Raw genomic sequence first — 23226 nt, 5'->3', positions numbered from 1 at the left:
TTCCCATCCGACTGCGATTATGCCGTTTACAATCCGCACCGCTACAGAGCAGGACTTGCCCTATATTTTGGCAATTTATAATCCCGAAGTCCTGCATGGTTTTGCCACATGGAATGATCAGGCTTACCGCCTCAAAGATTTCCGGCAAAAACTTCAGCTGTTCCAAAAAAATAATGACCCTTTTTTTGTCATTGAAGATCAGGAAAACTTGAAAATAGCAGGCTATGCGGACTATGCCGCTTTCCGCAATTTTTCCGGCTACCGCCATACCGTTGAGCATTCGCTGTATATCTCACCGGAATATGCGCGCCAAGGCTTAGGCAAATGCCTGCTGCAGCATCTGATTGCCTATGCCAAGCAGCAAGGCAAGCATGTCATGGTGGCTGGCATTGATCATGGCAATGCCGCCTCCATTGCCTTGCATCAGCAATTCGGCTTCCGTCAAACCGGCTATATGCCGCAAGTCGGTGAAAAGTTTGGCGAATGGCGCGATTTGGTGCTGATGCAGCTGGTCTTAGATTAATTTTTCCGGCTTAATCCGCGTTTGAAAGACACTCAGCACCGCTAGATTCTGTCTGGCCGCATCCCTGTAAAAATCCTGAAGCTGCAGGTAAATCAGCTTCAGCTCCGCCAGCCGGATTTCCTGCGCCAATTCTTCAGGCGCTGTCTGCACCACCTCAAACTGATAGCGCTTTTTAAGCTCATCGACACTGAGCTTTTGCAGCTGCTGCTGGATTTCATCTGTCCGCACTACCGTATTGTAATGCACCGCTTCTGGGTGATCGATCCGTTCCGACAGCGGGTGCTCTGCCTGAATGACGTATTGCAGCGCATTTTGGGCGGCTTGACCTTCAGGATTCAAGGCGCGGTTGACGGCATCCCAGGTATCGCCTAAATAAAGCGACTGCTGGATAAAGGGCGATTCAAGTACAGACTGAGCTGTCTCCGCCTCTAAAATCAAAGTTTCTAAATCATTTGGATGAATTAAAAATAAGCTTGCTTCCATCAATTGTCTTCTTGTCATGATCTTCCATTCAGATTAACGCGAAAAAAGAAAAAATATGCTGAGAAATTGTATATGCAGGCCCTTTAGATTTCCCGCTCGCGCTCTGTTTCATGTAAATAATCCATTCTTTTTTTGACAGCAGACGGATAGCGCGCGCGCAATAAGGCAGCATTCAATTCAAATGAGATGCGCGGCATTTCTCTACAAAGGCGACAAAAAAGCCGCAATCAATGCGGCTTTTTTTGTTTACAGAACTTCATCAATTAAACCGTCAATTCGGCTAAATTTCCTTTTTGTTCAAGCCAATGCTTGCGGTCACTGGAGCGTTTTTTGGCCAGCAGCTTATCCAGCAGCCCAGCAGTAAAATGCGCGTCATCCAAATCCAGCTGCACCAGCCTGCGGGTATTTGGATCCATGGTGGTTTCACGGAGCTGGCTGGCATTCATCTCGCCCAAGCCTTTAAACCGGGTAATTTGCGGGCTTTTTGCTTTGCACTGTTTCAGAATGCTGTCCAGCTCTTCATCATCCAGCGCATAATGCACGTCTTTATTATCATCAATCCGGTACAGCGGCGGCATGGCGACAAACAAATGCCCCTCTTCCACCAAATTTGAAAAATGCTTGACGAACAGCGCGCAGAGCAGCGTGGCAATATGCAAGCCATCCGAGTCAGCATCAGCCAATATGCAGATTTTGCCATAGCGCAATTCAGACAGATCATCACTGCCTGGATCGACGCCGATCGCAATCGCAATATCATGCACTTCCTGCGACGCCAGCACTTCATCTGACGACACTTCCCAAGTATTCAAGATTTTACCGCGGATCGGCATGATGGCTTGGAAATTCTTGTCACGCGCCTGTTTCGCAGAACCGCCTGCAGAATCGCCTTCGACAATAAACAGTTCCGACTCTTCCAGCGTATGCCCGACACAGTCGGCCAATTTTCCCGGCAGGGCTGGACCCGAGACAATTTTTTTCCGCTCAACCTTTTTGGCTGCTTTTAAGCGCCGGCCAGCTTTGGCTATCGCCATTTCCGCCAGCTGCATGGCAATCTCTGAATTTTGATTCAGCCACAAAGCAAAAGCATCTTTGGCAATATTTAACACTATGCCTGACGCTTCACGGCTGGATAAGCGTTCTTTGGTCTGGCCAGAAAACTGCGGTTCTTGGAACTTCAGCGACAGAATATAATTCACGCCATCCCAGACATCTTCTGCAGACAGCTTCATATTGCGCGGCAATAAATTGCGCAGTTCACAAAATTCACGGATCGCATCTGTCACGCCTGAACGCAGGCCGTTGACATGCGTGCCGCCTTGCGCGGTTGGAATCAAATTGACGTAGCTTTCCTGAACCTGCTCGCCGCCTTCGACATTCCAGCAAATGGCAAATTCAGCGCTGGCGCGCTCAGCCGCGCCTGTTGCGACAAAAGCCGGCATCGGCAGAATTTCACGGTCCTGCAATTCATCCATCAAATAGTCGACCAGGCCATTTTCAAACTGCCATTCGATTTTTTCGTTATTGATCTCATCGATGTAAATGATTTGCAGGCCAGCGGCTAATACCGCCTTGGCTTTTAAATTGTGCTTTAACGCTTTTAGTGCAAATTTTGGCGAATCGAAATATTTGGCTTCCGGCCAAAAATGCACGCGTGTCCCCGTCGCGCGCTTGGCGCATTTGCCTTCCAGCACTTCCAGCGGCGCTACCGGTTCACCTTGCGCAAAGGCCATTTTGTGCAGATTGCCCTGACGCTGCACTTCCACTTCTACACGGGTCGACAGCGCATTCACCACGGAAATGCCTACGCCATGCAAGCCGCCTGAAAATTGGTAATTATCCGTACTGAATTTACCGCCGGCATGCAGCTTAGTCATAATAATTTCAATGCCGCTTTGACCATATTCGGGATGGATGTCTACCGGCATGCCGCGCCCGTTGTCTTCCACAGACAGCGAACCGTCTTTATACACCGTGACGGTAATTTTGCTGGCATGGCCGGCCAATGCTTCATCCACAGCATTATCAATCACTTCCTGCGCCAAATGGTTTGGACGGGTCGTGTCGGTATACATGCCCGGACGGCGGCGGACCGGGTCTAAACCAGATAAAACTTCAAGTGATTGAGCCGTATATTGCGTCACGTTGCAAAATTCCCTGCATGATTGGTTAAAAGATTCATCTCAAGCGCTACAGTATATTCTTTTTAGCAAAAAAGCATATGTATCCGTTTGCCGGCGCTATTTCTTTCGCCATTTATCGGTTTTAAACCGCATTTAAGCGTCAAGTTGCGGCGCGCCAGCCTAAAGCCAAACGTCTTTTTGCTCTTTTTTTACGGGATTTCACTGCATTTGAACAGATGCCAGCCATCATATTTTTTTCCGCTCCCCCTTAACGCTTATGGCTGCCGGATTGATTCAGTCTTTTTTGAAGCACCGACGTGATCCGATAAAAATTGCAAAATCATCGGAATTTTAGCGGCAAAATCATCCATGCCATGGCTGCCCTGCGTTTCACAAATGACCACCGCATTGCTCCCCGGCTGGCTGAAAAAATACAGCGCGTCACGGTAATCCAGCACGTCATCGCCCTGCTGCAGCAGCGCTAAAATGGGTGCAGGCTGGCTCGCTGTTTTGATTGCAATTTTTTCTAAATCATCCAGCTGCGCATGATCCAGCGACCATTGGGCCGTCACGGCATAAGGCAGCGCCTGATGTGAAAACAGTGTTCGAAACAAGGCCCACGGCTGCATGGCCGGATTAATCAAGACCGCTGGAAGGTGATGCCGGGCCGCCAGCTGCAGGGCATAAAATCCGCCTAGGCTGCTGCCGAGCAATGCAGTATTTTCTGGACCCAGCTGCCCAATCAGCTCTGAAACCTGATGCAATGCCAGCAGCGGCGGCTGATTCAAATCCGGCAAGTGCACATGAATATGGCGTGATTTTTCTTCAAGGGATTCATCACAATAACGTTTCAGCATTTGACCTTTAATGGACAAGGCGCTGCTTTGAAAGCCATGCAAATAAATAAGATTCATGCCATATTCCTTGACTCAAACTTGCCCGCATAAGAAGGCGCAGCAATGCGGTGAATGCCTCATTGTATTAAAACTGCGTTATCTATTGGATTGTCTGACAAAATAAACAGAACACTGCTGCAAATCTATGTATTTTAAAATGAATTCGAGATGAATGACAAAATAGCAACAAGAAAAGCCATCCCTGCGTTGAAGCAGATCACCGCCTGCGCGGGATGCAGAGAAATAGGATAGCAACCAATGCCTAGTTTAACGCCGCTGCATGAAACCTATTGTAAATGGGACCGTACCCCGCCCAGCCAAGCAGATGTTTTAGAAGGCCTGGCACAGCTGGTCACTATGCGTTTCAGCGATGTCGTGCATGACCTGATTCGCAACATTCAGCGTGAACTGCTGATCAGCATCTTTGGCATCAGCGAGCAAAAATCCAAGAAATTTCATAAAATTCCATATGTCGAAAAAATATATCAGCTCACCTACGAAACTTTTTTTAATTATGGAAACTATTTGCTGGCGCCCGGACTGCGCAGCATTATTGAAAAGTTTCCCCGCCTGCATGAAAAGCAGCTGACACCGACGCTGCATTTTTTAGTGGGTGCGCTGAACGGCGTTTTAGGCGACTATTTGCTGAAATATCATAATCCGATGGCTTTGCCGATGGTGGTGTATGACCATTACGGCGCTGTGCAGAAAGGTGAATTGACTGGACGCATTACCCTGCTGGTGCATGGCCTCTGCATGAGCCATTTAGACTGGTCAACCCGAAAATACGGCGGCATCGGCGAAAAACTGCTGGCGCAGCGCGATCACAATACCATGCTGTACCTAAACTACAATACAGGGCGGCGCATCTCTGCCAATGGCCGCAGCTTATCCAATACACTGGAAGATTTAGTGCAGCGCAATCCGGGCATTACCAGCATTGACCTGATTGGCCACAGCATGGGCGGGCTGGTTTCGCGCAGCGCGCTGTTTTACGGCAAGCAGAATATGTACGGCTGGATTCACCGGGTCGAAAATTTAGTCTGCTTAGGCTCACCGCATCATGGCGCTGTGCTGGAGCGCATCGGTTTTGCCCTGCAGAAGCATTTGCGGCGGATTCCTTTAGGGAAAATTATCGGCCACATTGCCAATATCCGCAGCAACGGCATTTTAGACTTGCGCTACGGCAGCGTGCGGGACGATGACTGGGAACATAACGATGCGCGCATTGGCTTGATGGATGACAACCGCAAGCCCGCGCCGATTCCATCCCACATCAATACCTATCTGGTGGCCGGCACCATTGAGTTTGAGAACCGGAAAAACCGCACGCTGCAAGTGATTGGCGATTATCTGGTCAGTGTCAAAAGCGCCTTGGGCGAGCATCCGAATCCGCGCTATCAGCTGAAAGTGCCGGATGCGCACAAAGCGATTTTTTACGGCTTAAACCATTTTGAAATTCAGCATCACCCGCAAGTGGCCGAACAAATTGTGCATTGGTTCTATCCCAATGCTGAGGATATCCACTGCACTGAAATCCATGAGTACATGATGGATTTAAAGCATTTTGAAGGCATCGCCCTGACCTGATCCTGCTGCTGCGGTCAAATAAAAAGCCCTCAATGTGAGGGCTTTTTAGCAGTTGAGAGTGTATCTATTCAAGGTTCCGCATTCAGTATTTATCTCTCAGGCGCTTTACTGGCGCTGTCTGATATTTGCGCAGCAGCTGCCACAGGCTGATCAGCGCCAGCACGCAGAAAAACGCCAGCGACCACACCGGCAGCGACTGGCCCAGAAAAGTCCAGTCAACTCTGGCGCATTCGCCAGAACCGGTCAGCACTTGCTGAAACACCGATTTTAACGGCAAGGTCTCCAGCCAGTAATCCAAGCCTGGGCCGCAGCTTGGCACTTCATCCGGCGGCAGGCTCTGCAGCCAGACATGGCGGGCAGCCACACCCGCAGACCATAGAATGCTCAATGCGCCTAAAAAGGCATACACGCGCTTCATGCCATTAGAAGCGGGGTTATGCAAAAAGGCTATCAGCGAAATTAAGCCGAGCCCGATTAAGCCAATGCGCTGAAAAACACACAGCGGGCATGGATGCAGGCCTTGGCCATGTTCTAAATACAGGGCGAAAGCCATGCCGATGACACTGGCTAAAAACAAAAAACCACTCACGAAGCGATAACTCCATTGCATGGCATATCCTCTTAAGTTTTTATCTGAAATAAGTTAAATATTGTTCAAAACTGATTGATGTATCTTGCTCTAATTCTTGCTGGCGCTGCAGGGACACCTGCGCAGCTTCTGCAAAATAGGCCTGAGTTTCAGCGCTCAGCGGATGCTGTTCATAAGCGCCGGCATGCTGCTGCGCCATATAGCTGCCAAAGCTCCATGTGCCGCCCTGCTTCAATGTATCTTCAATCATCTTCGCAGAAAGCGTTTCATCCACTTCATCCACCCGTGACTGCATCACGGCCAATGCATCACGGTACAGATGTGTGGCATAAGCGCTGTCCAGTAAAGCCGATAACGGCTGCATTGCGGTTAAATAGCGGCTGCACCATTCTTCAATCGGGTACGCCTTGCCGTTTTCAGCAATCGATGCATTCGGCGCACGGCCCCGGTTGACGACTTCCGCCTGATTCTGCTCAATGATTTCCTGTTCATCATCCAGCAAGTCCGGACTGTCCTGCAGCAGGCAATACAGCGCCAGCACTTCTAGGAAGCCGGCCGTATTTTCATCAATGCCGACAGGATCATAGGGATTGACATCCACCGCGCGCAGTTCGACATAGCCCACACCGCGCTTCTGCAACGCTTCAGACGGCGTTTCGCCCTCCTGCGGCACCTGCTTAGGGCGCACCAGGCTGTAATATTCATTTTCAATCTGCAGCACATGGTCATTGATTTGAATCGGCTGACCCTGCGCATCATTTAAGCCCAGGCTGCTGAATGGCGCATACGGCGTGTTCACCGCTTTTTGCAGGCCGTCTAAATAGCCGCTGAGATTGTTGTAATGAATGCCCAGCTGTTTTTGCGCAGAATTTTGATAGCCAAAACGGCCCATGCGCAGTGCAGTCGCATAGGGCAAATACAGTGTGCCTTTCAGCAAGGGCAGCAGATGATGCTCACGCCCTGTCATAAAGCATTTGCATACGGATGGGCTGGCGCCCACCACAAACATGACCAGCGGTGTCAGGCGGATAAAGTTGCGGATCAGGCCAAAATAGCGGTGGCTGCGGTAGTCTTGCAGGCTCAGCGCTTTCAGCTGCTCATCCGTTTCCGCATGCTGCAGCGCTTCAAAAAAATGATCGGGAAAAGATAAATTGTAATGCACGCCGGAAATGGTCTGCATGCGGCGCCCATAGCGCACCCCTAAACCATGGCGGTATAAAGTTTTGAAGCGGCCTACATTGGATGTGCCGTATTGTGCAAGGCGGATGTTTTCTTCCTGATCATCCAGCATGCACGGCATAGACAGCGGCCAGAGCTTTTCATCATTTTCCAGCTGGCGGTGCACCACGGCATGAATATCTTTTAAATAGTCCAGTGCCTTGCCAATACTGTCTTTAGGCGGTGTAATAAATTCCATTAACGCTTCGGAGTAGTCCGTCGTAATATGCGGATGTGTCAGTGCAGAGCCCAGCGCTTTCGGATGATCGGCCTGAGACAGAAAACCGCTGCTTTGCATGCGCAGGCTTTCGCGTTCTATGCCGCGCAGCATGCCGCTTATATGCGTAGAATCCACCCAAGCCGGTAAAATATCTTGAGAGGTCGATTCGGGCTGACTCATTGCAATCTCGCTTAATGGAAGAACTACTAAAATAAAATCATTTATTTATGCAGTATAACGTGATTTATCTGCTGCACATTATACCCCGCATATTTTTCAGGCAATCTGCGGTTTTATTTTTGCAATTTTTTATCACAAAGTTGCACTATATGACATTTAAAATTTGTGATCTTATTGAAGAATAAATGCTAATAACCCGTAAAATATATGAATTATCAAGATATTTTAGACTTTTGGTTTGCGCCGGAAAACCAGCCCAGCTGGTTTGCAAAGAATGATGCGTTTGATCAAGCCATTGAAAAGCGCTTTAAAACTGTACTGCAGAGCGCGTCCCGCTCAGAACTGTGGAACTGGCGCAGCAGCGCGGAAGGCCGCTTGGCTGAAATCATTGTGCTGGATCAGTTTTCCCGCAATTTATTCCGCAACTCTCCATTGGCATTTGCGCAAGACACGCTGGCGCTGGCCTTAGCGCAGGAAGCCATCAGTCAAGGCCTTGATCAGCAGCTGCGGCCGGAACAGCGTTCATTTTTATATATGCCGTTCATGCACAGTGAATCGCCCCTGATTCATCAATATGCGTTAAAATTGTTTGAAGATCTCGGCAATCCAATTAATCTGGATTTTGAAAAAAAACATAAAGTGATTATTGACCGTTTTGGGCGCTATCCGCACCGCAATCCAGTATTGGGGCGAACGTCCACAGCAGAAGAAGCAGAATTTTTAACCCAGCCCAACTCCAGTTTTTAAATGAACGGTTCGGCCTCTCCCCCCCTTCAACCGCCACGCTTAGGAGGTTAAAGCATGAAAAAATTATTCATTGCGGCCGCTATTGGCGCCAGCTTAATCCTGGCCGGCTGCGCCACCACGCCCTCTAAACCCTTAACTTTTGATCAGCTGGGGCAATTCAGCAGCACCCCGCTGAATGCGCAGACCTTCCGCATCAGCTTTAAAGCCAGCCCGAATATGAGCTATGGCACGGCAGAAGAAATTACCTTGGTGAAAGCGGCGCAGGCCACGGTGCAAAAAGGCTTTCAGTTTTTTAAAGTGCTGGATGATCCAAGCAACCGCACACAGCAGCCGCCGAGGCAGGCTGTCGTTTATCCATCGCCGCCACCTTATCCATATGGCTATTACCGCCGTTATCCGGGCTTCTGGCCGGATCCATTCTATGATATGCCGCGGGTGGTCACCTTAGACCCGACGCAAGTGGCCTATACCATTGAATGCTTTAAAACCGAACAGTCAGCGCCCAAAGACGCTTTTGATGCGCGCCTGATTCTGCAGTCTTTAGGCCCGAAGTACGGCCTCAGCAGCACGGGCGAAGTCCTGCCGGCTCCTGAACCGGCTCAATCAAAATAGGAGCGCAGAACGCACTATGCCTATGGATCAAGACCAGACCGCCGTATCCCCGAACCTGCAGCGCAGCAAGCGCTTTGCCACGATTGCCCTCATGACGGCAGTACTGGCCTGGCTTGCGCTGATGGTGGCCGCCAAACTGCTGCCAGAGCATGTCTGGCTGATTCATATTTTGATGCTGTCCGCCGAAGCAGGCGTCGTCGGGGGGCTGGCAGACTGGTATGCCATTACGGTGCTGTTCCGCAACCCGTTCGGGAAAATGCCGATCCCGAAATTTCTGCGTGACCACACCGAAATCATCCCGCGCAACAAAGCCCGCATTGCGGAATCCATGGGCCGTTTTGTGCAGGAAAACTTTCTGTCGCCGCAGGTGGTGGAACGCAGCCTGCAGGATATTGATCTATCGCTGGCGGCCGGCAAATGGCTGGCCAATCCGCACAACAACAAGCAGGTGACTGATGTCATCCAGCAAACAGTGCCGAAAATTTTTGAATTCGTCGGACAGGAGCAAATCGGGCGCTTTATTCAAAGCAACAGCGTGCAATGGGTTAAAAATACGCAGGTGAATCATTTGGCCAGCGAAATGCTGCGCGCTGTGCTGGAAAATGATTTTCATCAGGATGTGCTGCAGCGCGGACTGGATTTGGCGCATGAATGGATGACGCATCATCCTGAACAGGCGGGCGACCTGACCCGCCAGCTGTTTAAAGAGCTTGGCGTCTGGAAGCTGGCCAAAGGCGCCAGCTGGATTGGCATCGATGTGCAGCAGCGCACCATTGACTCGTTAATTGAACGGGTCGAATCCATGCTGGCGGACCCGGAACATCCGTGGCGCAGAAAAATCGAAGAGGCCGGACAGAACCTGATGCTGGAGCTGGCAGATCACCGCAGCCCAGCCAGTATGCGGCTGAACCAGACCAAAGATGCCCTGCTGGACAGCCCGCAGGTGCTGAATTTTATCAGCGGCGCCGTGGTGATTTTATGCGACGCCATCAAAGCCGATTTGCAGAAAGCGGATTCCGGCGTTGCGCAAAACCTGCGCGTGGCCATTCAGCAGGTGGGCGAAAATATGATTTCCAATATTGCCGTGCGCCAGCTGCTGAATGACAAACTCAGCGATGTCGCCATCAGCCTGTCCGGTCAGTACAGTGAAAAAGTCATCCGCTTTATCAGCCAGCGCATTCATGAATGGGATTCCAGTGAAATGATCGGCAAAATTGAAAATGAAGTCGGCGGAGACCTGCACATGATCCGGGTCAATGGCGTGGTGGTTGGCGCCTTTATTGGCCTGATTCTCGGAATTATCCGCGCAATTGTGGAAGTCACGCTGTAACGCGCTGTCCTTGATTAAAATAGGCATCAGGCTTGCGTGATGAATCCATAAAATTTGTACTTTCGCCTGAAAATCGCTAAGCTGGCCGCCGCGTTGCAGCATCCTCAAAATGCGCGGCTAAAATAATATTCCGATTCAATAAAATTATTCCCTGAAATACGGGGACAACAACAATAAGATTGAACTATGCTCAACAAATTCCATGTCTCTGCGCTTTCTGCCGTGTTGACTTTTCCGGCATTGACAGGCTGTCAGCGCATTTCTCAGCACAGCGCGGCATGGCCGGATCAGGTTCTAGCGCTTCTCGGCAAAGAAAAAAAGCCAGAGCTCCATGTGGAAGACACCGCTGAAGTCAGCAAAGCCGCTCAGCTGCGGCTGGAAAAACTGCTGAATCATCTGCCGAAAAATCAGTGGGTCTATCTTGAAAATGCGCAGCAAGGCACGGCGGATCTGCAGAATAAATCGGATCAGAACGTGATTTTATCATTGCGCCTGAATTGCAAAATCACCAGCCAGCGCCCCTCTTTCAGCCTGAGCGGCGCGGATGGCAAGACGCTGCTTAACGCCTATGACGACAGCGCGGGCGCCGTTCAATTTTTACTGGACAACAAAAACTTTGGCAATCCTTTTGATCTGCACCATGCCAAAAAGCTGGAAAACTTTAAATTGGCGCTGATATCGGCCAAAAACATTAAAATTTTTAATGCATCCAAACTCTATGCCTTCCAAAACAATCAAGCGGAATTATTGCAAAAGCCCGTCAGCTGCCGTGAGCCCTAAAGCATTCCGCTCAGCGCTTATTGCGGCGGACGCCTATCCACCAGCAAGCCGGCAAATTTGCGCACAAACGGCAGCAAGGTCACGACAATTGGAAAGGCAATCGCCCATGAAATCATCCAGTTGTGCAGCCACAAGGCAATAAAGCCGTCAAACCAGCCCAAGTTGCGCAGCATATTCACACAAGAGATGATGCCGCTCATCAGGCAGGACAAAATAAACGGTACAACAATGGCTGCCCAGCGTGCAGAAAGTTTGGGAATCTTCCCTATAATTTTGGGGCTTTCAGGAGGGGTCTGTTGAGTCATATCGGTCTGGCCTGAAGCACGGATTGATTGCATATTCATATATATCGCCCTCATTCGATATAAGCAACCGGATATTTTTATCGAATATTATTTATTCACAGCAAATGGGTTCACCTAAAGAGTCTGAAATTTGCTATATTTGCTGTTTTTCTGCGACATTTATTTTTCGACTGATTATGAATACGGCAATCCAAGCAGCGCTCGACCATGCAGTGCAATCCCTTCAAGCTGAAGGTGTACTCCCATCTGACTGGAAAAATACCAGCACATTGACGCGTACCAAAGACCGAAGCCACGGTGACTTTGCCTCAAATATTGCCATGATCGGGTCCAAAGCTGCCGGTATGAAGCCGCGTGATTTGGCGGAAAAAATTCTGGCCAGCCTGCCGGAAGTTGCAGACATCAGCAAAGCAGAGATCGCAGGCCCCGGTTTTATCAACTTTTTCTTAAACGCCAATCAGCGCTTTGCAGTGCTGGAACAGATTCAGGCGCAAAAAGATCAGTTTGGCCGCACCCAAGCCAATGCGGGCAAGCGCATTCAGGTTGAATTCGTTTCCGCCAACCCAACGTCCAGCCTGCATGTTGGCCATGGCCGCGGCGCAGCTTACGGCATGACTGTTGCTAACCTTCTGGAAGCAACAGGCGCAAAAGTGGACCGTGAATATTATGTCAACGACGCGGGCCGTCAAATGGACATTTTAGCCACGTCCACTTACCTGCGTTACCTAGAATTAACCGGCCAAGAATTGGTCTTTCCGAAAAATGCCTACCAAGGCGACTATGTAAAAGAAATCGCGCAAAGCATTATTGATCAGGACGGCGATGCATACGTGCGTCCAGTGGCGGATATCTACAAAGATGTGCCTGAAGATATTCAGTACGCTGCCGAATTGGATGCCGAAGGCAATAAAGTGGTGCTGTCAGGCGACAAAGAAAAGCACATTGACGGTTTGATCCATAATTCGCAAAACCATTTAGGCGCAGGCTACCGCGTCTTCCACCAAGCGGCATTAAAAGCGATTTTAGACGACATTAAAGATGACCTTGGCGAATTTGGCGTAACCTTCAATCAATGGTTCAGTGAAGCATCGCTGACTGAAAAAATTGAAGAAGCGCTGCAAACGCTGGATCAGCGCGGCTTCCTATATGAAAAAGACGGCAACATCTGGTTCAAATCGACTCAATTTGGCGATGAAAAAGACCGCGTCGTCAAGCGCCGCAACGGTCAAACCACGTATTTCGCTTCCGACATTGCCTACCATCTGAATAAACTGCAGCGCGGCTATACAGACATCGTAGACATCTGGGGTTCTGACCACCACGGCTATATTGCCCGTGTTAAAGCCGCCATTGATGCAATGGGCTATGACTCGAAAAAACTGACTGTCTTATTGGTGCAGTTCGTCAGCTTATGGCGCGGCGGCGAAATGGTGCAAATGTCATCGCGTTCAGGCCAGTTCGTCACTTTGCGCGACCTTCGTAAAGAAGTGGGCAACGATGCAGCGCGTTTCTACTATGTCATGCGCAAATCTGAACAGCACATTGATTTTGACTTAGACCTGGCTGTGTCACAAAGCAAGGATAATGCGGTGTATTACATTCAGTATGCACATGCGCGTGTGAACCGCATGGTGGATATTCGCGCGCCTGAAAAAAATATTCCATTTGACCGCAGCCAATTAGCAAGCTATGACGCATCACTTTTGGTGTCAGACACAGAAACTGAAATTTTGGCAAAACTGGCCGCGTATCCTGAAATTGTGACACGCGCAGCCAATAGCTATGAGCCGCATCAAATTGGCAACTACCTGAAAGAACTGGCCGCGTCTTTCCATGGCTGGTATGCTCAAGAAGATGTCAAAATTTTAGATGAACAAAACGTTGCTTTATCCCAAGCGCGCTTATTGCTGTCTGTAAACGTACAGCAAGTCATCCGCAATGGCTTAGAGCTGTTAGGCGTATCTGCACCGGAAGCGATGTAAGGCGCCGCTCCTGATGAATACTTTCACGGTATTCATCAGGCAGTACAGCGATAGAGCTGAAAAACCATGCCTCTTGAGGCATCTTTATTAAAATAATGAGGTTCCCACGTGTTTGGAAAAACGCAGCGCGGTGTATCTGAGCGGCCGAATAAGCCGAAAAAGCCTTTAATTCCAGCGTGGCTGGGAACATTGGCGATTATTTTGATCATCCTAAGTTTTGTAGTGGCGTTGATGCTCTGGAAACCGTGGGAACCTGTGAAGCCGAAAAATCAGATTACGTCTGAACATGCGCCGGAAGAAACTAATAAAGACTACCGTTTTTATGACCTTCTGCCGCAGCAGCAAGTCACGCCAATTCCTGAAGAGGCCATTCCTGAAACTAAAAATCAAGGGACCGTCGTCATTGTGGAAGCGCCCAAGGATAGCCCTGCTGAAAATGCAGCGGAGCCTGGCCTGCAAGCCAGCGCTCCTGCACAGGCGCCCAATTATATTCTGCAAGTGCGCAGCTATGATGACCCGGATCAGGCCGATGCGCGCCGCGCGGAAATTATTCTGAACGGCTTATCGGCAGATGTGGTGCAAACCACTGAAAACGGAAAGGTTTGGTACCGTGTAGTCTCTGGCCCTTATGATTCGCAAGAAGCTGCTGTCATTGCACAGCAAACCCTGCAGCATAGCGGCATTGATTCCATTGTCGTGAAACGCTGAGCGGATTCAATCAAAAAGCGCCTTGAAAGGCGCTTTTTTTGCTTTTACTTCCCTCTGCATGAAAGGGAGAATGAGGGGGGATTATATACAGCATAATCCTCCCCTAGCCCCTTTTTAGCAAAGGAGGAGAACTTTATGAAAGCGCATGCCCCATGGCTTTGCCCATCACTACCGGAGAATTGGCTTTCAATTCAGCATCCCACTGCATTTTATTTTCTTCAAATAGCACTACAGCGGTGGAGCCCAAATAGAAACGGCCCAATTCCGCGCCTTTATCCAAGAACAAATTGTGCTGATTCAATTCTAAACGGCCTGTCGGCTTCACTTTGCCAGTGGCCACTGTTTCAATGCCGGCCACAATCATTGCGCCCACTAAAACCACCGCCATGCGGCCCAGTTCGGTATCAAACAGGCACACCATGCGTTCATTGCGCGCAAATAAGCCCGGAATGTTTTCCGCAGTGGTCTGGTTTACAGAAAAAAGCTCGCCCGGCACATACAAGGTTTCAGTCAATGTGCCGGCAAACGGCATATGCACACGGTGATAATCTTTCGGAGACAGGTAGACCGTCGCGAATTGGCCATTTTTAAACGGCTCTGCCAGCTGCGGATCGGCAATCAACTTTTCTACCGAAAAGTATTGCCCTTTAGCCTGAAAAATATCGCCTTCTTCAATTTTACCCAGCTGGGAAATCGCACCGTCTGCGGGAGACACGATGCTGGATGCATCGGCATCAATTTCACGCACGCCGTCTTTCAGCGAACGGGTAAAAAACTCATTGAAGGATTTGAATTTTAAAGCGTTGCTTTGTTCCGCAATCGACATATCAATGCCATATTGCGCTTTAAATGCAGTAATCACAGCATTTTTCAGTACCGGGTTTTCACTGGCAGCGACTTTGCCAATCACGCGGGACAGCTTGTGCTGCGGTACAACACGCTGCGCTTGAATGAAAATTTGTTTTTTTAATCGTGATGTGATGCTCAAGACGGCAACTCTCCAGTAATGACAGGGCTATCTAAACGATTGCCCCATTCGCTCCACGCACCATCATAAGCTTGAATATTCCAGCCCAGCAGGCGCCCTAAAATATAGGCAAGCCCTGAGCGGTGGTGTGACTGACAGTAAACCACCACGGGTTCATTCATATTGAATCCCAGCTGTTCTAAGCGCTGCTGCGTGCGTTCCAAGGGATGCAATTTTAAATGATTTTCCCGGTTTAGGGCAGTACTCCATTCAAAATGACGCGCCCCCGGAACGTGACCGCCGCGTCGCGCAGCCAAACGCAAGCCGGTATATTCATCTTCTGTGCGGCAATCCCAGACTTGCACCGCATTTTGGCTGACCTTTTCCAGAAGCTGATCATAGCTTGTATGATACTGATTTTTATATTTTAAGTTGACAGAAACCAGGTTTTCTACAGGCGGCGCCGTTCCAGCATCAGAAGAAGTCGGCAGGCCTGCGCCCAGCCATGCATGAATGCCGCCATTCAGTAAACTGGTATTTTCAAAGCCTAAGCAATGCAAATTCCAGATCAGGCGCCCTGCCCATGCACCGCCTTCGTCGTCATAGGCCACGACATGATGATCTGGGCTGATGTTTAAATGGCGGATCAGCGCCTCCAAGCCTGCCTGATCCGGCAATAGGCCTGTCGCCTGCTCTTCCTGGCGCACCAGCAGACTGGGCTTCACATGAACGGCCTGCTGGATATGCAGCTGTTCATATACCGAACGGCGGCACAAATCGATGATCCTTAATTTTTCATGGCCCAGATAGGGCGCCAGCTCTTCTGCTTCAATCAGCAATCCTAAATTCAATACAGCATCAGCCATCGCGGTTCGACTATTCATCCATCTACTGAGCTTCGATCTTAGCATAACTGCATTTCACTATTATTCTGAATTTTTGCATTCCTTTTGCAAAATTTCAGATATAAAAAAAGCCGAACTGCAGTTCAGCTTTTGCGGAAATTGCAGCGCTTAAGCCTGCTCTTCCTGAATATCAAAGACCTGGCGCAAATACGCCAGAAAGGTATCGTTATCGGTCATGGTTTTGCCTGGGCTGTCCGAGATTTTAGCGACAGACTGGCCATTGCATTCCACCAGCTTCAATACGATATTCAGCGGGGTTTGCCCCATGTCATTGGTCAAATTGGTGCCGATGCCAAAGCTGACCTGAAAACGGCCTTTGAAATAATGATGCAGATCCCAGGCTTTTTCCAGATTCAAGCCGTCACTGAACGTCAGCATTTTGGTTTTGCTGTCAATTTTTAATTTTTTATAATGCGCATAGGCTTTATCGCCCCATTCATAGGGATCGCCGCTGTCATGGCGCAGGCCGTCAAACAGTTTGGCAAAATACAGGTCGAAATCGCGCAGGAACGCATCCATGCCCACCACATCCGTCAATGCAATGCCCAGATCGCCCCGGTATTCCTGCACCCAAGTTTCCAGCGCAGATTTTTGAAAATTGCGCAGCCGCACATCCAGCGCCTGGAAGGCTTGTAAAAATTCATGCGCCATGGTGCCGATCGGCGTAATGTTCAAATCTTTCGCAATCAAAACATTGCTGGTGCCGCGGAAAATATACGGCGAGGCTTGATTAAATTCTTCAATCACATGCTTTTGCCACTCAAAACTATAGCGGCGGCGTGTTCCAAAATCAGACACTAAAAATGGCGGATCATTGGGGTTTTGTGCCGCTTCATATTGTTTCAGCAGCTCAATCTTGGCGGCGAGGCGACGCTCGCCTTCAGCCAATACGCCCTCTGTACGGATGCGGCGGAAATACAGTTCATTGACGATCGCCAAAACAAAAATTTCAAACATCATGGCCTGCACCATTGGGCCTTCCACCCAGATGTCCAAACGCCCTTCGCTGTCTATGCCGGCTTTAATAAAGCGGCGCTTCAGCTGGAACAGTTCCAGATAATCGACAAAGTCGCTTTTAATAAAGCGCAGGCTGCGCAAATACAGCAGTTCATCTTCTTTAAATTTTAATTGGCACAGATGGTCCAGCTGTTCATTCAAATCATCCAGAATATCCGCCAGCGGATAAACGGTGTCTTCAAGGTTGCGGCAACGGAAATGATAAACACTGTGGGTTTGCGGAAATTTATGCAGCACCACCTGAAGCATGGTGAATTTGTACAAGTCAGTGTCTAGCAAGGATTGAATGATTGGAGCCATATCTCTGGAAATTTCGCTGTGCTTTTTGCATTAAAGCATACTTTGCCCGGCGATATTGCAAGTTTTACGTACAGCTAATTGAATTCTAGACCAAAGTTTCAGCGCGCCTGCAAGATCATTTCATGTCTTTCGCTGAATCTTTTTCCAGGGACGCGATAATTTGCCGCAGCTGTTTTTCCTGTCCAATCACCTGCGCGAATTCAGCTGCGGTCTTCTGCCCGCTCTTTTGTGCATTGGCGTCACAGTCGACTTTGCGCAGCTGCTTGGCAATGGAAAATTCCATCTTGAATAAAGCGCCCATCAGTGCGGTATTGCCTTTGCTGTCGCGCGCGCAGCGGTCGGCGCCATGCGCCAATAACGAGGTGACAATCTTCTGATGGCCATAATACGTCGCCATCATTAAGGGCGTGAAGCCTGAAGCATTGCGCACATCAACAGGGAAACCATGCTTAAGGAACTCATTGATGACTTCTTGATTGCCTGTTTTGGCCGCTGCAAAGAAGATGTCAATCAATTCCTGTTGTGAGGTCATCTGATCGCTTGCAGCAGGTTTAGCGGTGGAGAAATCTTCCGCGATTGCCACGTTTGCGAATGCGGAGCCAAACGCGAGAAGACTGGCTAAAGTCAAATGCTGCACAGCTTTCATAATAAACTCCAACAGAAATCAAATCTTAATTAAAAAACTAGGCTCAAGTACAGTCAATCATATTGAGCGCCTGTAAAACTCCCCCTAGGGTGCAGGAAAGGTTTGGAGTTCTACAGGACTTTTCGGAGGTGATTGCGAGACCCTAGTCACCAATTCAAAGGCCGATCAGAATCAGTCTTGAAGTTTTGCCGCTTTGGCTTTAACCATGGCCATGTCGCCCTTCACGGCTTTAGTCATGCGCATGCCGTAGTCTGCGTCTGCTTTATAGAAATAAGTCAGCATGATGTGCTTGGTTTCAGAATCTTTCACATTGCCCAGATCTGCAGCCAGGTTCATGATCAAATCGTCTTTTTCTTTGGCCGTGTATGAACGGTAAAGCTCGCCCGCTTGCTTGAAGTTTTGCTCTTTCGTGCCGATTTGCTGCACTGTGCCAGTCAATGGTGTTTGCACTGCACGCGCTTTCTCAGTTGCTGCTTGTGGCTCTTTACGGCTTGGCTCATAGTTCACGTCAGAATCACGTTCGCTGACATTCATGTAGCCGTCCTGGTTGTTGTTGCTGACTGCAACTACTGGACGGTTTACAGGAATTTGCTGGTGGTTTGCGCCCAGACGGTACATTTGTGTATCTGAGTAAGAGAAGATGCGGCCTTGCAGCAATCGGTCTTCAGACGGTTCAATACCAGGAACTAAGTTGCCTGGCGCAAACGCAGACTGCTCGGTTTCATTGAAGAAGTTTTTCGGCATGCGGTTCAGCGTCAAAGTACCGGCTTTCGTTTCAGGAACGATGTCAGTTGGCCAAATTTTGGTTGGATCCAGCGGATCAAAATCAAATTTCACGAAATCCTTCGGATCTAAAATCTGAATATACAGATCCCATTTCGGGAAGTTGCCTTTGTTGATATTGGCATACAGATCATTGGTTAAATGATTGAAATCTTTAGCTTGCTGCTCAGCAGCTTCTTTGACATTCAGGCCCTTCACGCCTTGCTGAGAACGGAAGTTGAATTTAACGTATTTGAATTCGCCTTTGCCGTTATACAGCTTGTAAGCATGCACGCCAAAACCGTCCTGTTCACGGTAGCTGGTCGGCACGCCTTGCTTGCCATACACATAAGTCAGCATATTGGTGGCCCATGGCTGGCTCGACAGGAAGTCAAATACGCGGTTTGCGTCTTGAACGTTGTTGATTGGGCTTGGCTTCATGGCATGGATGAAATCAGGGAATTTAATTGCATCACGGATGAAGAAGACTGGTGTTTGGTTGCCCACTAAGTCCCAGTTGCCTTCCTGTGTATAGAACTTGATGGCAAAACCGTGCGGGTCACGTAAAGTCTCTGGTGAGCCCTTACCGTGAATTACAGTCGAGAAACGCAAGAATACTGGCGTTTTAGTGCCCGCTTTGAACAATGATGCCAGAGTAATGTCAGACAAATCTTTCGTCGCGAAAAATTCACCATAAGCGCCTGTACCGCGCGCATGCACCACACGCTCAGGAATGCGCTCACGGCCAAAGCGCTGCAGCTTTTGCACCAATTGCACATCTTGAAGCATTGTGCCGCCCTGTGGGCCAGCAGTAATTGAATTTTGATTATCGCCTACTGGAGCGCCATTATCTTTGGTTAATGGCGCAGCTTGAGCCGCTGCTGTTGCTGATGTGAACATCGCAACCAATAAAGAACGCTTAAACATCGTCTTAATCTCTCTGTTAAATACCTTTCCTGCAGCGCAAAGATACTGGCATTCAAAAAATAGATAAAACAGATTATTTTTATAAATTTAATCGTATTTTTAAATTGTTTAAAATTTTATCAGATAAAATCAGCAGTTTATCAAAGAATAAAAGCCGCCCTCTTTCCTTAGCCTTGACTCTTTTTTGCTACAATGCCTGCGTTTTCCATCATCATTTGAGTCCAATATGCGTGCATTGCTTCAGCGTGTTCTAGAAGCCAAAGTGGTTGTAGACGGTGCGACTGCAGGAGAAATCCAACACGGAGTTTTAGTTTTTCTAGGCATCGGAAAGGGCGATACTTTAGAAAAGGGCCAAAAGCTGATTGATAAGATTTTAAAATACCGTTTTTTTGATGATGAACAAGGCAAAATGGGCTGGAATGTCAGTCAAGCTGGCGGCGGACTGCTGCTGGTCTCGCAATTCACCCTGATGGCGCAAACCCAAAAAGGCCTGCGCCCTGATTTTGGCCCAGCCATGCCGCCCAGCGAAGCCAAAGCGCTGTACGAACAGTTGGTCGGCTATGCAAAAAGCCAATTTGAAAATGTGCAAACCGGTATTTTTGCCGCAGATATGAAAGTACATTTGGTCAATGACGGCCCCGTAACCTTCAATTTAGAAGTTGAATAAGCGCTAGACACAAAAAAGCCCTCCAGATGAGGGCTTTTTTAATCCTCCCCTAACCCCTCCTTTAAAAAAGAGGGATTAGAGAAGTAAAACTTACTTGCCGGTTTTTTCTTTAATAAAACGGCGGGCAATTTTAATTTTTTCTTTCACCGGTTTCGGCAATTTAGGCGGGATCAGTTTCGCCACTTTGTTAAACCACACCAATAAGCCAAAGTCGCCTTCCATTTTAATGCTGCCGTTTTGCATGCCGGTCATGAATGCCGTTGGGTCACCTTTCATTAAGGTTTTAACGCCCTGCTCGCTGTCCGCAAACTGCAAGATAAAATCGGCTTTTTCAGCATCGCCTGATACTGTGTCAATTTGTCCATTATTTACAATAATCTGGCGCGCAACACCTAAGTCTGTGCCAATCTGGATACGGAACTGGCGCTCATGAACCAATTCAATAAATTTAGGGCTGGTGCGCGCAAGCTGCTTCATGCGCAGCGCTAAACCAGCAACCAGCAAATCCAGCGGATCCGTGCTGACATCAACCAGCGGCAGCTTTACGACAGGGATTGACGATAGTTTCATGACTTTGAGCCTATTGTAATTGTTGGAAAATTGACTGCCTCATCCTACCATAACTTCTAATTTCAGGCGTATGGCTTTGTACAATAATTATCAAGGCGCAATAGATAAAAAATGCGCCCCAAGGCGCATTTCTTAACAAACTGTTTTTAGGACTTAACGGCTAGAGCACCGCTGCTCATCTTCATACACAGGGGTATGCTCTATATAGCGGCGGTTGGCTACAGCGCGCTCTGCACGGCGGTCTTCGCGCAGTAAAACTAAACTAAACACCACCATCGCAGAAGCCATTGCGGTCAGATAGCTGTAGGCTATTGGCAATTCAAACACCGTTTGCGTGCCAAAACGAATGACTTCAATCAGTCCCCAAACCAGCATCCCAGCCAGCATAAAACTTAACCAGCGACGATAAGGCGAGAAGAAAACAGCAATCAACGCAGTGGCAATTAAACCCATGCCAATGATGGTTGCTAAATTCGCTGTTACCATAAAAACCTCCGTCATACGGCAGAACCTGCATGCATTTGCTTTGCCCTTCTGCCGAAAAATACCGTGAAATGAATCAATGGAATATTGTCGATCTCAATCTCTATGCATGCATTATGAGGAGTTTTTTGCATAAAAAAAGTCTTGTATTTTGCGTAAGCGACATAGCTTGTCGTAATATTATTTTGTCATTACATTTTTCCGTTTTCCGCTTTTTCTGGAACAATGATTCCATCCCGCTTGGCGTGTCATTACAAAAAAAACACGGCTTTTATGCATTAAAAAATTATTTTTTCAGATGAGCTTAATCGTTGTTTTTCTCAGCTATTTTCAATTACCGCTGGTCGGCTTTCGCTGTCAATGGACAAAAAAAATGCGGCGCCAGCGCCGCATTTTCATCACCCCGTCATTTTCTATGCGCGGTTTAAATCTTTGTCGTGTACACCCAATAGGTACAGCACACCGTCTAATCCCACACTGGAAATCGCCTGATTGGCATTCTGGCGCACCAGCGGCTTCGCACGGAACGCCACGCCCAAGCCTGCAATCGACAGCATCGGCAGGTCATTCGCGCCATCACCTACAGCAATCGCCTGCTCGACAGAGATGCCCATTTCTTTGGCAATATTGGTCAGCAGCAGGGCTTTGCGCGCGCCATCCACAATATGGCCTTTCACCTCGCCAGTGACAACGCCATCCTGCACATCCAACACATTGGCATGCACTTCATCCAGCCCTAATTTTTCCTGCAGATACTCGGCGAAATACTGGAAGCCGCCTGAAAGAATCGCTGTGCGGTAACCCAATGCTTTCAGGGTTGAAATCAGGCGTTCGGCACCCTCTGTAATGGTCAGGCGTTCGGCGATTTTCGGCAGCACAGACGCATCCATGCCTTTCAGCAGCGCAACGCGCGCGCGGAAACTTTGCTGAAAATCCAGCTCGCCCTGCATCGCGCGTTCTGTAATTTCCGCTACTTGCGCGCCCACGCCGGCCTCTATCGCCAGCTCGTCAATCACTTCCTGCTCAATCAGGGTCGAGTCCATATCAAAGCAGACTAAACGGCGGTTGCGGCGGTAAGCATTGTCTTCCTGCACCGCAACATCGACACTCAGCTCTGCAGAAAGGCGCAGGCAAGCTGCGCGCATCGCCGCGGCATCCAGCATTTGCCCTTTCAGGCCAAATTGAACGCAGGCGCGTTTCGGGCCATTCTGCTGTCCATTCAGCTCGGGACGCTCGGACAAACGGGTCACGGTTTCAATATTGAAGCCTTGATTAGAGACGATTTTTGTAACCGCCTGTAAGTGCGAAGCCGTCAGTTCTGGCGCCAAAGCCGTCACGATATAGCGTGTACGCCCTCCCTCACTCACCCATTGGTCATATTCTGCTGCAGAGATCGGTTTAAAGCGCACAGTTAAGCCGATATCATGTGCTAGAATCAGTATTTCCTTCATGGCTAATGCTGTCGCAGTTTGATCATCAGACGATACAACAATACCTAAAGTCAGCTGGTTATGGATGACGGCTTGCCCAACATCTAGAATTTGTAAGGAATGAACGGAAAGAACCTGCATTAATCGTGTGAATTGATTAGGCTGGTCAGGTCCTAAAAATGAAATAAGAATGATTTCTCGCATGAAGTGACTCGGGTCTGAGCTGCAACTATTGTGAGAATCATAATCGAAAATGAACTGAATTG

23 protein-coding genes are annotated in these 23226 nt (G+C 48.8%); 9 read left to right on the top strand and 14 right to left on the bottom strand.

Features of this window, described 5'->3' with window-relative positions; genetic code table 11:
* Positions 1 to 19 precede the first annotated feature (19 nt).
* Complete coding sequence (locus JZ784_RS09700; protein ID WP_346314734.1) at positions 20 to 523, top strand: N-acetyltransferase family protein; 504 nt, start codon at positions 20 to 22, stop codon at positions 521 to 523.
* Here JZ784_RS09700 and JZ784_RS09695 read toward each other — a convergent pair.
* From JZ784_RS09695 to JZ784_RS09685, 3 genes are all read right to left on the bottom strand, one after another.
* The gene (locus JZ784_RS09695; RefSeq protein WP_346314733.1) at positions 515 to 1024 is read right to left on the bottom strand and encodes a DUF1877 family protein; all 510 of its coding nucleotides are present in this window, start codon (positions 1022 to 1024) and stop codon (positions 515 to 517) included. The genes JZ784_RS09700 and JZ784_RS09695 overlap by 9 nt on opposite strands.
* A 245-nt stretch (positions 1025 to 1269) precedes the next feature.
* A complete protein-coding gene (parE, locus tag JZ784_RS09690; RefSeq protein WP_005006670.1) occupies positions 1270 to 3150 on the bottom strand; it encodes a DNA topoisomerase IV subunit B in 1881 nt (626 codons plus the stop codon).
* Between the two features lie 254 nt (positions 3151 to 3404).
* A complete protein-coding gene (locus tag JZ784_RS09685) occupies positions 3405 to 4043 on the bottom strand; it encodes a YqiA/YcfP family alpha/beta fold hydrolase (RefSeq protein WP_346314732.1) in 639 nt (212 codons plus the stop codon).
* Between the two features lie 240 nt (positions 4044 to 4283).
* Between JZ784_RS09685 and JZ784_RS09680 the strand changes: the two genes are divergently transcribed.
* Complete coding sequence (locus tag JZ784_RS09680) at positions 4284 to 5615, top strand: hypothetical protein (RefSeq protein ID WP_005006668.1); 1332 nt, start codon at positions 4284 to 4286, stop codon at positions 5613 to 5615.
* Between the two features lie 82 nt (positions 5616 to 5697).
* Here JZ784_RS09680 and JZ784_RS09675 read toward each other — a convergent pair whose 3' ends face one another.
* Together JZ784_RS09675 and gshA are read right to left on the bottom strand one after the other, a co-directional pair.
* Positions 5698 to 6225: a disulfide bond formation protein B gene (locus JZ784_RS09675; protein ID WP_346314731.1), complete on the bottom strand. Its 528-nt coding sequence runs from the start codon at positions 6223 to 6225 to the stop codon at positions 5698 to 5700.
* A 19-nt stretch (positions 6226 to 6244) separates the two neighbouring features.
* Positions 6245 to 7822: a glutamate--cysteine ligase gene (gene gshA, locus JZ784_RS09670; protein WP_346314730.1), complete on the bottom strand. Its 1578-nt coding sequence runs from the start codon at positions 7820 to 7822 to the stop codon at positions 6245 to 6247.
* A gap of 207 nt (positions 7823 to 8029) precedes the next feature.
* Between gshA and JZ784_RS09665 the strand changes: the two genes are divergently transcribed.
* The 4 genes from JZ784_RS09665 to JZ784_RS09650 all read left to right on the top strand — a co-directional run bounded on the left by JZ784_RS09665 (position 8030) and on the right by JZ784_RS09650 (position 11291).
* The gene (locus JZ784_RS09665; RefSeq protein ID WP_005006652.1) at positions 8030 to 8569 is read left to right on the top strand and encodes a DUF924 family protein; all 540 of its coding nucleotides are present in this window, start codon (positions 8030 to 8032) and stop codon (positions 8567 to 8569) included.
* A gap of 54 nt (positions 8570 to 8623) precedes the next feature.
* Positions 8624 to 9181, top strand: a complete 558-nt coding sequence (locus JZ784_RS09660) for a hypothetical protein (RefSeq protein WP_005006651.1) — start codon at positions 8624 to 8626, stop codon at positions 9179 to 9181.
* 22 nt (positions 9182 to 9203) lie between these two features.
* Positions 9204 to 10511: a DUF445 domain-containing protein gene (locus tag JZ784_RS09655; RefSeq protein ID WP_018573047.1), complete on the top strand. Its 1308-nt coding sequence runs from the start codon at positions 9204 to 9206 to the stop codon at positions 10509 to 10511.
* 186 nt (positions 10512 to 10697) lie between these two features.
* Complete coding sequence (locus tag JZ784_RS09650; protein ID WP_346314729.1) at positions 10698 to 11291, top strand: hypothetical protein; 594 nt, start codon at positions 10698 to 10700, stop codon at positions 11289 to 11291.
* Between the two features lie 17 nt (positions 11292 to 11308).
* Here JZ784_RS09650 and JZ784_RS09645 read toward each other — a convergent pair whose 3' ends face one another.
* Positions 11309 to 11596 (bottom strand): DUF2798 domain-containing protein, encoded by a 288-nt coding sequence (locus tag JZ784_RS09645; RefSeq protein ID WP_346315037.1) that lies wholly within the window; start codon positions 11594 to 11596, stop codon positions 11309 to 11311.
* 176 nt (positions 11597 to 11772) lie between these two features.
* On the opposite strand from JZ784_RS09645, the gene argS reads away from it, so the two are divergent.
* Together argS and JZ784_RS09635 are read left to right on the top strand one after the other, a co-directional pair.
* Positions 11773 to 13578 carry an arginine--tRNA ligase gene (argS, locus tag JZ784_RS09640; protein WP_346314728.1) on the top strand — a complete coding sequence of 602 codons (1806 nt, stop codon included), beginning with the start codon at positions 11773 to 11775 and terminating at the stop codon, positions 13576 to 13578.
* A gap of 108 nt (positions 13579 to 13686) precedes the next feature.
* Positions 13687 to 14286, top strand: a complete 600-nt coding sequence (locus JZ784_RS09635; protein ID WP_346314727.1) for an SPOR domain-containing protein — start codon at positions 13687 to 13689, stop codon at positions 14284 to 14286.
* 133 nt (positions 14287 to 14419) lie between these two features.
* Here the strand turns inward: JZ784_RS09635 and asd are convergent, their stop codons facing one another.
* The 5 genes from asd to JZ784_RS09610 form a co-directional block, all read right to left on the bottom strand.
* Complete coding sequence (asd, locus tag JZ784_RS09630; protein ID WP_346314726.1) at positions 14420 to 15274, bottom strand: archaetidylserine decarboxylase; 855 nt, start codon at positions 15272 to 15274, stop codon at positions 14420 to 14422.
* On the bottom strand, positions 15271 to 16119 hold the full coding sequence (locus JZ784_RS09625) for a rhodanese-like domain-containing protein (RefSeq protein ID WP_346315036.1): 849 nt from the start codon (positions 16117 to 16119) through the stop codon (positions 15271 to 15273). Before JZ784_RS09625 ends, asd begins: the two co-directional genes overlap by 4 nt.
* A gap of 147 nt (positions 16120 to 16266) precedes the next feature.
* The gene (pncB, locus tag JZ784_RS09620) at positions 16267 to 17475 is read right to left on the bottom strand and encodes a nicotinate phosphoribosyltransferase (protein ID WP_005006638.1); all 1209 of its coding nucleotides are present in this window, start codon (positions 17473 to 17475) and stop codon (positions 16267 to 16269) included.
* Between the two features lie 115 nt (positions 17476 to 17590).
* Positions 17591 to 18121 carry an ankyrin repeat domain-containing protein gene (locus JZ784_RS09615; RefSeq protein ID WP_346314725.1) on the bottom strand — a complete coding sequence of 177 codons (531 nt, stop codon included), beginning with the start codon at positions 18119 to 18121 and terminating at the stop codon, positions 17591 to 17593.
* Positions 18122 to 18292: 171 nt separating this feature from the next.
* Positions 18293 to 19810, bottom strand: coding sequence for a catalase (locus tag JZ784_RS09610; RefSeq protein WP_346314724.1), 1518 nt, complete (start codon positions 19808 to 19810; stop codon positions 18293 to 18295).
* 226 nt (positions 19811 to 20036) lie between these two features.
* On the opposite strand from JZ784_RS09610, the gene dtd reads away from it, so the two are divergent.
* A complete protein-coding gene (gene dtd, locus JZ784_RS09605; protein ID WP_346314723.1) occupies positions 20037 to 20477 on the top strand; it encodes a D-aminoacyl-tRNA deacylase in 441 nt (146 codons plus the stop codon).
* A 90-nt stretch (positions 20478 to 20567) separates the two neighbouring features.
* On the opposite strand, the gene JZ784_RS09600 is transcribed toward dtd, so the two are convergent.
* From JZ784_RS09600 to serB, 3 genes are all read right to left on the bottom strand, one after another.
* Complete coding sequence (locus JZ784_RS09600) at positions 20568 to 21047, bottom strand: SCP2 sterol-binding domain-containing protein (protein ID WP_005006630.1); 480 nt, start codon at positions 21045 to 21047, stop codon at positions 20568 to 20570.
* Between the two features lie 153 nt (positions 21048 to 21200).
* Positions 21201 to 21533, bottom strand: coding sequence for an AciT family ciprofloxacin tolerance protein (gene aciT, locus JZ784_RS09595; protein WP_005006628.1), 333 nt, complete (start codon positions 21531 to 21533; stop codon positions 21201 to 21203).
* Between the two features lie 410 nt (positions 21534 to 21943).
* Positions 21944 to 23164 carry a phosphoserine phosphatase SerB gene (gene serB / locus JZ784_RS09590; protein WP_346314722.1) on the bottom strand — a complete coding sequence of 407 codons (1221 nt, stop codon included), beginning with the start codon at positions 23162 to 23164 and terminating at the stop codon, positions 21944 to 21946.
* Between the last annotated feature and the right edge of the window lie 62 nt (positions 23165 to 23226).

The organism is Acinetobacter sp. CWB-B33, assembly GCF_039655955.1.
GTDB classification, from domain to species: domain Bacteria; phylum Pseudomonadota; class Gammaproteobacteria; order Pseudomonadales; family Moraxellaceae; genus Acinetobacter; species Acinetobacter bouvetii.
This window is presented reverse-complemented; position numbering and strand designations above follow the sequence as displayed.